The sequence below is a fragment of the Streptomyces sp. genome (genome assembly GCF_035563135.1).
Taxonomy (GTDB): Bacteria; Actinomycetota; Actinomycetes; order Streptomycetales; family Streptomycetaceae; genus Streptomyces.
Window position 1 is genome coordinate 1 of the sequence record NZ_DATMVN010000535.1, and the last position, 2,822, is coordinate 2,822.

General features: G+C 73.2%; 2 protein-coding genes and 1 pseudogene. 2 read left to right on the forward strand and 1 reads right to left on the reverse strand.

Annotated features, from left to right (window positions below; all coding sequences use genetic code 11):
• Positions 1–39: 39 nt before the first annotated feature.
• Positions 40–855, reverse strand: a complete 816-nt coding sequence (locus tag VN520_RS23630; RefSeq protein WP_325748946.1) for a LysR family substrate-binding domain-containing protein — start codon at positions 853–855, stop codon at positions 40–42.
• 58 nt (positions 856–913) lie between these two features.
• On the opposite strand from VN520_RS23630, the gene VN520_RS23635 reads away from it, so the two are divergent.
• A complete protein-coding gene (locus VN520_RS23635; protein WP_325748947.1) occupies positions 914–1,321 on the forward strand; it encodes a DUF5997 family protein in 408 nt (135 codons plus the stop codon).
• A 1,071-nt stretch (positions 1,322–2,392) separates the two neighbouring features.
• Positions 2,393–2,822, forward strand: a pseudogene (locus VN520_RS23640) (N-acetyl-gamma-glutamyl-phosphate reductase); the annotation flags it as partial.

A 2,822-nucleotide genomic window follows, 5' to 3' on the forward strand; every position in this document is an offset into this window, starting at 1 on the left:
TGACCCGGCTGCGGGCCCGGCCGCAGCGGGACCGGCCCGCTACGGCCGGCGGCGGGGCTTCCCGCGCTTGGCGCCGCTCTTGGCGTTGCCGGCACCACCCTTGGGATTCCTGGCACCGCCCTTGGGGTTCTTGGCACCTCCGGCGCCACCGGAGCCGTTCCGGGACGACTTGCCCGCCGCCGGGCTGCCCGGGGTGCCGCTCTTCCTGCCGGTGCGCCCGGCCTTCGGCTGCGGCGGTGCGGGAGCGCGGCCCCGGGTGCTGTTGACGGTCCGCCCACGGACGATCCCGATGAACTCCTCCACCAGGTCGGTGGTCTTCTCCTCCGGCCACGAGAGGGCGATCCGTGACTCGGGGGCTCCGGCCAGCGGCCGGTAGGTGAGGTCCTTGCGGTGATGCAGCCGGGCCAGCGACTGCGGGACGACGAGCAGCCCCACCCCCGCCGCCACCAGCTCGACGGCGTCCGCCGTCGTGGCGGGCCGCTCGAACGCGGGCCGGCCCGGCGGACGCTCCCAGCCGAGGGTGTCGTCGAGGGGATGCAGCACGATCTCCTCGGCGAGGTCCTCGGCCGTCATCTCCTCGACGGCCGTCGCCACATGGTCCTTGGGAACGACGACCACGGTCGTCTCGGTGTAGAGGGGGATCGCGCTGAGGTCCGTGCGGTCGATGGGCAGCCGTACGAAACCGGCGTCGGCGCCACCGTCGCGCAGCAGTCCGGCGGCCTCCGCGGCGGGCACACCGACGAGGGTCAGGGGGGTGTCGGGCAGCCGCTCGTTCCAGATCCGGACCCACTTGGTCGGGGTCACGCCCGGGACGTAGGCGAGCCGGAACGCAGGGGGTACTTCCGAGCCTGTCACCCCGCCAGGTTACCGGCCGTGGTCGGAGGCGGCGCACATGCTCGATACCCTGGACACCATGACGTCGCACCAGACCACCCAGACGATGAAGCCCGCCACCGCGGCGAAGAAGCTGGGTGTGTACCTCGAAGCCACCCCCGCCGAGTTCCAGGAGGGCGTCGTCTCGCGCGCCGAGCTGAACGCGCTGCAGTCCGACCCGCCCCAGTGGCTGCAGGAGCTGCGCCGCAACGGCCCGCACCCCCGGCCGGTGGTCGCCTCGAAGCTGGGCGTCTCCATCGCCGGTCTCGCGCGCGGCGGGGTCACGGAGCCCCTCACGACCGAGCAGATCGACGCCCTGAAGCAGGAGGGGCCCGAGTGGCTGCAGAAGGAACGCGCGACCCAGGCGGAGGTCCGCGAGGAAGCGGCGCGCCTCAAGGAGCGCGACGCGGCCCGGGCCGCGCAGACCGCTGAGGACCCGCGCTCCTGACACAGCCGCTCCGGGGCCGGCCCCTCCGGTGGAAGGGCCGGCCCCGCTGCGGCAGCGGCAGTACGGACCTGCCGCTCACCGCGCGTCGTCGCCCGCCGGGAATCCCCGTGGCCTGAAGACGTTCTCCACCGGGAACAGCATGCCTCGGGCACCGGGCTGCCGACGGGCCAGGAGGCCCCGGTGGCTGTACGGCGTCCCGGCCTGCACACGAGGTGACCGTGCCGTCCCGGCTCGCGGAGGGCGGCGCGGTCCGGACGGACCCGGTGATCGCGACGCGGCCGGCGGGGATCCTGCCGTGGGGGGCGCCCGAAGGGCGCCGGGAGGGACCAGCGCGAGGAAACAGCGGGAGGAAACCTTCTATGTCCTCGGCGCGCCGGTCACCCCCGACGATGGTCACGCCCTGTTCGATGGCTTGACGCCTGTGGTGTCGGTGCTCATGCGGATCGATCCGAGCCCTCAAGCCGACGTGAGGCCGAGGCCCCGGCCGGGGAGAGCGCCCGGTCACGTCCCGGCGTACGGCTCGTCGCGGGGCCGCTGTGGCCGAGCGGCTGAGCGGGCCGGCCGGGCAGACCTGCCGGCCGCAGGCGTGCGTCAGCTCCTTTGGTCTTCAACTGTCCAGCCGGTGCCGAGCTCGCGGCGCAACACCGCCAGCACCGCGTCGGCCTCACGCCGGAACGACTCCTGCTGCTCATGGGTCCAGGGCGAAGGCCCCATCGGGTCGTCCCAATCGAGTGCGGACTGATACAGCTCGGCGAGTCTCGCCGGCTCGTGACCGGTGCCCGGAGTGATGGGCAGTTTCTCGGAGCGCAGGGATACCCGTAGGGACTGTCGAGACCGGGCATGTTCGACGGCCCTGGCCACAACGGGGTGTCGACGCCGCACTCGAAGAAGAACCGCAGGTGGTGGGGCATCCGCTCAGCTTTTCACAGCCCTGGGCGCGCGAGCGGTCAACTGGATCGCTCGTGCGCCGGCCGAAGTGTTCACTCGCAGCCGTCACCCCGAGCGAGCCGACGCTCGTTGCATAAACGTGCGCATATGCGTATAGTCATGCCATCAACGAGGAGGGTTCCGATGGCGGTACGTGCGGCAGTGGCAGGGGCGAGCGGATACGCCGGCGGTGAGCTGCTCCGCCTGCTCCTGAACCATCCCGAGGTCGAGATCGGCGCCCTCACCGGCCACTCCAACGCGGGCCGGAGGCTCGGGGGGCTCCAGCCCCATCTGCGGCCGCTGGCCGGCCGGGTGCTGGAGCCGACCACGGCCGAGGTGCTGGCCGGCCACGACGTCGTCTTCCTCGCCCTGCCGCACGGCCAGTCCGGCGCTCTGGCCGCCGAGCTCCCCGAGGCCACCGTCGTGATCGACTGCGGCGCCGACTACCGCCTCTCCGACGCCGGGGAGTGGGAGCGCTACTACGGCGGCGCCCACGCCGGCACCTGGCCCTACGGACTGCCCGAGCTGCCCGGGCACCGGGAGCGGCTCGCCGGCGCCCGCCGGATCGCCGTCC